Annotated in this window: 8 protein-coding genes; 4 read left to right on the top strand and 4 right to left on the bottom strand. The window is 63.4% G+C overall.

The window, feature by feature from the left end:
- Window positions 1-87: 87 nt before the first annotated feature.
- The 4 genes from K9L28_11165 to K9L28_11150 form a co-directional block, all read right to left on the bottom strand.
- Complete coding sequence (locus K9L28_11165) at window positions 88-1,344, bottom strand: lactate racemase domain-containing protein (GenBank protein MCF7936889.1); 1,257 nt, start codon at window positions 1,342-1,344, stop codon at window positions 88-90.
- Window positions 1,345-1,371: 27 nt separating this feature from the next.
- A complete protein-coding gene (locus K9L28_11160; GenBank protein ID MCF7936888.1) occupies window positions 1,372-2,739 on the bottom strand; it encodes a YjiH family protein in 1,368 nt (455 codons plus the stop codon).
- Window positions 2,740-2,807: 68 nt separating this feature from the next.
- On the bottom strand, window positions 2,808-3,452 hold the full coding sequence (locus tag K9L28_11155; protein MCF7936887.1) for a GntR family transcriptional regulator: 645 nt from the start codon (window positions 3,450-3,452) through the stop codon (window positions 2,808-2,810).
- 157 nt (window positions 3,453-3,609) lie between these two features.
- A complete protein-coding gene (locus K9L28_11150) occupies window positions 3,610-3,819 on the bottom strand; it encodes a hypothetical protein (protein MCF7936886.1) in 210 nt (69 codons plus the stop codon).
- Between the two features lie 210 nt (window positions 3,820-4,029).
- Here K9L28_11150 and dctP point away from each other — a divergent pair, with 210 nt between their 5' ends.
- The 4 genes from dctP to K9L28_11130 form a co-directional block, all read left to right on the top strand.
- Complete coding sequence (gene dctP, locus K9L28_11145) at window positions 4,030-5,070, top strand: TRAP transporter substrate-binding protein DctP (GenBank protein ID MCF7936885.1); 1,041 nt, start codon at window positions 4,030-4,032, stop codon at window positions 5,068-5,070.
- 268 nt (window positions 5,071-5,338) lie between these two features.
- Complete coding sequence (locus tag K9L28_11140; protein ID MCF7936884.1) at window positions 5,339-5,827, top strand: TRAP transporter small permease; 489 nt, start codon at window positions 5,339-5,341, stop codon at window positions 5,825-5,827.
- A gap of 49 nt (window positions 5,828-5,876) precedes the next feature.
- Window positions 5,877-7,190 (top strand): TRAP transporter large permease subunit, encoded by a 1,314-nt coding sequence (locus tag K9L28_11135; protein ID MCF7936883.1) that lies wholly within the window; start codon window positions 5,877-5,879, stop codon window positions 7,188-7,190.
- A gap of 4 nt (window positions 7,191-7,194) precedes the next feature.
- Window positions 7,195-7,677: hypothetical protein (locus tag K9L28_11130; GenBank protein ID MCF7936882.1), on the top strand; the 483-nt coding region annotated here is incomplete at its 3' end.

The raw sequence follows: 7,677 nt of genomic DNA, 5'->3' as shown, positions 1-7,677 counted from the left end.
CCCCGATCGGGGCAAGCGCCGGCTCGCTTCTCCGGGCAAACCGGAGTCTGTCCACTCACACTACCATCTTGTCTCTGGAGAGATCGCCTATCCGGCCACCATGGCGTGCACCACGTTGCCCGAGGGGACATAGAGCACCGAATCGGGGTGCCCCTCTCCCTGTACATGGTCCACGGCCTCGGTGAGGCTCTCGGTGATCAGGCCGGGGAAGGCCACCTCCGTCGACGGGGTCACCAGGGCGCAGCGCCGGTCGCGGAGCTCGTAGACCGTCTTCACGGCGATGTAGGCGGGGATGGTGAAGTCCGCCCGCAGCTCCTCCATGGCGGCGTGGAAGTCCTCCATGGCCAGACGCATGGTGTGGCCGAAGATCTCCGTGCCCATGCCCTCCTGGAGGCCCGCCACCAGCACGATGCCCGCATCGGGGGTCAGCGCGTCGTAGACGGCGGTGAGGGCCTTGGTGGACTGATAGAGCTCGATATCCTGGGGGTAGCCGCCGCTGGAGACCACGGCCATCCCGCAGGGGGCGTCCACGTAGAGCGACTGCAGGACCACCGCACGGCGGATGCCCTCCTCCCAGGCTTCCACGGGATCACCGGCCACATGGGTCGCCGGGGTCCCCTCGCGGTCGTTCACCGTATTGAGCAGAAAGCCCCGCCGATCCTCACCGAAGACCAGGTTCAGGAATTCCATCATGTCCTCGTGGACGGGGTTGCCCTCCCGCACACCGCCGGTGACGGTGGCGTGGAAGCCCTCCCCGGTGAGCCCCAGGGCGTGGTTGTGCTGGATGCTTCCCGTGGCGCTCACGCCGGGGATGACACCCTTGCGGCCGCCGGAGAAGCCCGCCAGGTCGTGGTAGTTGATCCCGCCGACCACCACCACGAGATCCGCTTCGGCCACCTCGGGGGCTACCGCCACCGGGGTGCCCCGGGAGGTGGAGCAGTCGAGGCTCTCCACCAGACCGGGATCGTGGACCACCACGAGATCGTCCTCCCGCCGGGCGTGTCGCAGCAGGCCGTCGATCTCCTCTTCCGTGGCGGGACGGTGCTGTCCCCCGCCGATCACCCAGGTGACATCCTTGGGCTCGCCGCGCTCCAGCTCCTCCCGGAGCGGCTCGGCCATATCGGGAACACGCTGCCAGCCCCTGGTGGCATCGGGCAGCACCACGGCCACATGCCTCGCCTGCGACGCCAGCTCCGCAAGCCCCGGCGAGCCGATCGGGGAGGCCAGCGCCTCCGCCGGGCTCGTCATGGGCACCTGTTCACTGGATGTTCTGGGGTGGATCATGGGAAGGTCCGTCTCCCACCGGATGGTCTCCCTTCCCTGTCGTACCGTGAGGACTTCCATACTCGGTCACCTCGTTTCCGTCGTCACCTAGCCCACGAAGTAGATGGCCAGGGGTGCCAGGAGAAAGACTGTGGCCACCGCCCGGACCAGGTAGATGAAGGTCAGCCGACCGAAGCCGAGGGGAATGGAGGAATTCATGATCAGCACCCCGACTTCCGTCATGTAGATCAGCCCCGTGGCGGAGATGCCTGCGCACATGAACTTGGCCACCGCCGCCTCCCGGGCCGATCCGACCACCGCCGCCAGGAACTGGTCGGCGAAACTCAGCACGAAGGCCGGCGCCGTCCCCACCGCCTCGGGCACCTGCATGAGCGCAAGCATCCAGGCGAAGGGCGCGGCGATCCAGTCGAAGATCGGCGTGCTGTTGGCCACAATCAATACCGCTGTCCCCCATGATACAACAAGGGGCATGGTGCTCACCACAAGATTGGTGAAGGTCTTGAAGCAGGTGCTCAGAACGGTGTGGACCCCCTGGTCTCGGGCCTTGTCCACCGCCGCCCGCAGCGCCCACTGGGTGAGGGTGAAGCCCTCGGGGATGTCCTCCTTGAGGCGCTCGCCGCTCCTTCCGGAGTAGGTATCGGCCATGGAGCGCAGCGGCCAGATCCGGGGCATGACCAGCGCCAGCAGGAAGGTGACGGCGTAGATGGAGATGAGGATCTGGAAGTACATCTCCGGCAGACCAACGAAGTCGGCCATCAGATAGATGTAGGGGATGGAGATGACCGAGAAGGTGGTGGCGATGATCGCCCCCTCCCGGTCGCTGTAGTAGCCCTCGTCGTGCATCTTGGTGGTGATGACCACACCGACGGAGCTGCTGCCCACCCAGGAGGCCATGCAGTCGATGGCGGCCCGTCCGGGAATGGTAAACAGCGGTTTCATGACAGGCCGGGCCATGGTCCCCACGTACTCCATGAGGCCGAAATCGGTCAGCAGGGGGATGATCCCGGCGAGGATGATGAAGACCACCAGCAGCGCCGGAGCCAGGATCATCCCCGGCGTCCCGCCGTTGTCCATGTTCCAGATGATCTCCGGACCGATCTTGTAGTAGATCATCACGTAGAGGACAGCGCCGGCGAACCGGGAGATCGCCCAGAAGGGGGAACAGATAAACAGATCCCGGGCAAACTGGTTCTTCCGGATGAAATGAGGCTTGAAGGCGATGGAGACAAGCGTCACCAGGCTGCCGGCGATGACGATGAGCATGGCCAGGAAGGGGAGCCAGTCCTTGAAGACCGCCTTGCCGAAGTCAATGGCGATCCCCAGCGGTGTGTTGAGCAGCCCGTCGGTGGGAATCGGCATGAGGAAGAGCACCGCACCGGTCAGCGAAGGGATGAGAAACTTCATCATCTCCCCGCCCGTGACCTTCTGTTGCAGATTGCCGCCCTGTTGCTGCATGTTGTTCACTCCTCTCTCGGTTGGTGGAGCCCTCCCGAAGCGCCGTCACGCCGCTCCGGTGTCTCCGTTCAGGATGGATCCCGTCGTTTCGCCTCGCCGATCACCTCGCTCACACCGAACTCCAGGTGCCGCCGCATCAGCGCCGCGGCGCCTTCCTCATCGGCCTGCTCCAGCGCCTCGACAACGGCGGCGTGTTCGGCGCAGATCTCGGCGATATCCTTGCTCGTACTCCCGCCGAAGAGCAGCCGATAGACCGTGGTCCGCGCCAGAAGCAGCTCCAGGGTGTCCCGCAGCGCCGCATTGCCGCTCTCCTCGGCGATGCGCAGATGGAACCGGGCGTCCAGGTCGGGAAACTCGTGGCCTCCGGCAATCGCGGAAGGATCGGTCAGCTCCCGGATACGGCAGGCGATCAGCGGGGTCAGGTGCTCCCCCACCTTGCGCACCGCCATGCACTCCAGATCGGTGCGCACCTCGTAGGCGTCGATCATCTCCTGCAGCGTCGGCGCGGCCAACCGCACTCCTCCGCCGGGGACAAAGACCACCACGCCGTCCCGCTCCAGACGCCGCAGGCCCTCCCGCACCGGTGTCCGGCTGCACTCCAGCGCCGCAGCGATATGATCCTCCGGCAGGCGCTGGCCCGGGGACAGGGCCCCTTCCAGAATGCGCCGGACAATATGGTTGCGCACCTGATCCGTACTCGTTCCGGCCGCCATGCCTCACCCCCTCTCCGATCCGTCGGATTTTCCGCGAGTATACCATGTATTTTCAGAGACTCCGACGTATACGTTGCATTCAATTTTACGAGGATAACAGAGCAGCGCTCCGGACCGCCTCAGCGATCAATGCACCGCTCTGTCCGCCGCTTTGGCGCTAATCCAGGAACCCCAAAAGATCGACAACGCCGTAGCCGATCAGCACAGGCCCCACGATCTTCATCAGCCTGCCGTACTTCCTGCGCCACCGCCGCGCCTTCTCCAGATCCCCGGGATTCCTCGGCAGCACCCCGTAGGCCATCAGCAAGCCGTGGATGCCGGCTATGATCGGGAAGACACCGAACCAGTCGTTGAGAAAAGCAAGCATCGTACCCCTCCCTTGGTCTTTCGCGGTTGTCCCTGCGATGCAACGTACCCTAGGGCATCGCCTGCGGATCATGCAAGGAAAAGGTTTTGTTCCGGGAGAGAACCACCGCACCCCAGCAAATGAACGGAAGCACAATCTTGCAATCCCCACCGCAAGATTGTATGATTTTTCAGGTAAGTATACAAAACAGTTAGCGAGGAGGAGATTTGTGTGAAGCTACTCAGGATCGCGGTACTGGCTATCTTTTGTGTCGCCATGGCGGCGGGGTTCGCCCTGGCAGCGGATGACACGGTCACCCTGAAGCTCTCGACGCACCATCCGGGGGGCGTCTACCGGAGCGTAGGCGCACGGCTGCTGAAAGAGGAGATCGAGAAGGCCACCGACGGCAAGGTCAAGATCGATATCTACTACAGCGAATCGCTGGCCGCCGGCGGCGAGGTGCTGGATTCCGTGAAGATGGGCATTGTTGATATCGGCGATGTGAACCCCGCATACTACCCCGGACAGCTGCCCATCCACTCCGGACTGCTTGTGTACACGGAGTCACCGCCCAAACACATGCAGAAGGTAGAGGTCATGGACCGGATGTACAAGAACTATCCGGTGGTCGAGGAGGAGATCGAGCAGTACAACCAGAGGATCCTCTGGCAGTACTTCCCCACGCCGCTGGCTCTGAGCTCCACCAAGCCCGTGGACGACATCGACGACTTCAAGGGCATGAAGATCCGCGCCTCCAGCGAGGCCTACCTGCGGATGCTGGGCGACCTCGGCGCCACGCCGGTCTCCGTCCCCTTCACCGACTGCTACATGGCCATGCAGACGGGCACCATCAACGCCGTGTTCACCAACATCGCCGCCTGCTCGGGACAGAAGTTCTACGAGGTGGCCCCCTACACCTTCACCTCCCAGAAGCTGGGGCTCTGGCTGGCCTTCACCTACACCATCAACCAGGACGTGTGGGACGGCTTCTCCCGGGAGACCAAGGATCAGATCTCGGCTGCCGTCGAGAAGGTGAACGAGCGCTTCGGTCCCATGTTCGACAGCGAGTACCAGAATCAGGTCGAGCTCTTCAGGGAGAAGGGCGAAGAGGTCGTCATGGCCGACGAGGAGGACGTGAAGACCTGGCAGAACCTGCCGATCATCAGCACGCTGAAGCAGGAACTGGCCGAGAAGGCCGAGGATGCCGGCGTCGAGAACGGCGATCAGTTCATCAAGGACGTCGGTATGTATATGGAAGAGGCGAAACAGTAACCACCGGAACCCGACACCCCTATGCTGCCCCGCCCCCGCAGGCGGGGCAGCATACTGTTTCCCTCCTGCAGGACAAGCAGCAGGGCCGGCTTCCGCACGCAATGGCGGATTCTCGAAGGACACGCTCCCGGCGGCATCAGGGGCCGCTTGATACGCCCGCCTCCTTTTTATAGAACCCGCTTTCATACCATACGCCAGGCCGCCAGGAGGATCCCGAGTCCAGTACCGTCATTGCGGACAGACACCTTTCTCGAAGGGGGAGAACGCATTGGGTCACCTACTGGTCAAAATCAATCAGTTCTTCGCGGAGTTGAGCAGCTGGTTCCTGAGCATCATCATGATCCTGCTGACCGTCAACTACATCACCCGCTTCTTCGGCGTGCCGATCCAGGGACTGCTGGAGCTTTCCACCTTCGTCTTTCTGGCCATCATCTATCTGGGCCTCGGCCACTGCGAGGAAAACGACGAACACATCAAGGTCAACGCCATCATCAAACGGGTGCCGCCCAAGGTCGCCAGAGCGCTCAATACCTTCAACTACCTGCTGGCCGTCTTCATCGGCGGCGTCATCACCTACGCCGCGCTGAACACCGCCATCAGCGCCTACCAGAGCGGGGAGTCCGTGCCCGGCACGGCGCCGCTGCTCACCTATCCGGTCAAATTCGCCATCTTCATCGGCTCGCTCTTCTTTGTGCTCCAGGCGGCGGCACACCTCGTTTCCATTCTGAAAACCGGCAGATACGGGGAGATGCTGTAGGCCGGGACCGGCATCTCTCCACTGTATCCAGAACAGGAGGCAAACCGACATGTCCATTGGAGTACTGACCATCCTCGCCTTTCTGGTCCTGCTCATGACAGGGGCCCATATCTTCATCATCTTCTTCGCCGTGGGTCTGGGAGCGACCGCCGTCCTGATGGGCTTCGACACCGCCGTGGCCATGATCGGGCAGACCATCTACCACGGCATCGCCACGCCCACCTACACGGTGCTCCCCCTTTTCATTCTGATGGGCTCCTTCGCGGCCAGAGCGGGATTCGCCAAGGACGCCTACGACACCATCCAGATATGGTCCCGCAAGGTCCCCGGCTCGCTTGGGGTGGCCACCTGCTGGGCCAGCGCCGTCTTCGGCGCCGTCTCGGGCTCCTCGCTGGCCAGTGCCGCCGTCTTCGGCAAACTGGCCCTGCCGGAGATGCGGGCGCTCAAATACGACAAGGCCTTCTCCCTGGGCTGCATCGCCTCGGCCGGCACCTTCGCCTCGCTGATCCCGCCCAGCGGCGTGCTGATCGTCCTGGCCATCATCACCGACCAGTCCGTGGGGCTGCTCTTCATGGCGGGCATCGTCCCGGGGCTCTTCACGGCGGCGGTCTACACGGCCTCCATCATCTACCGGGCCTCTACGAACCCCAGGATCATGCCCAGGGCGGTCAATCTGCCCACCTACTCCTTTGCGGAGAAGCTACGCTACTCGGTGCGCATCTGGCCGATCATCGTCCTCATCTTCATCGTCCTCGGCGGCATCTACTCGGGGGTCTTCACGCCCACCGAGGCGGCGGCGGTCGGGGCGCTGCTCACGCTGCTCATCGGGGTCTGGAAGGGTGAGCTGAAGCAGTTTTCCGTGATCCGGGAGGCGCTGAAGGATTCGGCCAAGACCACCTCCATGATCTTCGCCATCATGGTGGGAGCCCTCTACTTCGGCCGCGTCCTTGGGGTCACCCGCCTGCCGTCGAACCTCACCCAGGCGATCATCCAGATGGATGTCTCCCCCATGATGGTCACCATCCTCATCCTGATCATCCTCTTCTTCCTGGGGATGTTCATGAACGCCTCGGCCTTCTTCATGTTCTCCTTTCCCATCTTCTTCCCGGTGATCGTCAAGCTGGGCATCAACCCGGTGTGGTTCTGCATCGTGGCCATGAAGATGGCCGAGATCGGCGCGGTGACACCGCCGGTGGGGCTGAACGCCTTCGCACTGAAGGGGGTGGCCGGCAAGGACGTCAGTGTGGAGGATGTCTTCAGCGGCGTCCTGCCCTTCATCATCGCCGACCTGGTGGTGCTGGTCTTCCTCTTCATCTTCCCCCAGATCGCCACCTGGCTGCCGGATCTCTACATGGGGGGCTAAGACCATGCACTACACCTTGCTCATCAAAAACGGACGGATCATCGACCCGGCCGGAGGCTGGGACGGGAAGGGAGACATCGGCCTTGACGGGCGCCGGGTTGCCGAGGTGGGGGAAGAGCTTGATGCGACCGACGCCGCCCAGGTGGTCGATGCGGCGGGACGGTGGATCGTCCCGGGGATCATCGACCCCCACATGCACGTCTCCTCCTGGATCGGCGGCGCACCGGGGCTGCGCATGATGGCCCGGGAGGGGGTCGTCACGGCGCTCGACATGGCCGGACCTGTGGCGGATATCATCGAGAATGTCAGGGACCACGGATCGGGGATGCACATCGCCTGCCTCGACGCCTTCACCAGAGGCGAGGAGGGAGGCAAGACCGGGTTCACCGATGCCGAGATCGACAACAGGCTCCGGCACTCCCTGGACGAAGGGGCCTGGGGCGTCAAGCTGCTGGGGGGACACTATCCGCTGACGCCGGACACCACC

This window comes from Synergistales bacterium (genome assembly GCA_021736445.1).
In the GTDB taxonomy this organism is placed as follows: Bacteria; Synergistota; Synergistia; order Synergistales; family Aminiphilaceae; genus JAIPGA01.
This window is presented reverse-complemented; position numbering and strand designations above follow the sequence as displayed.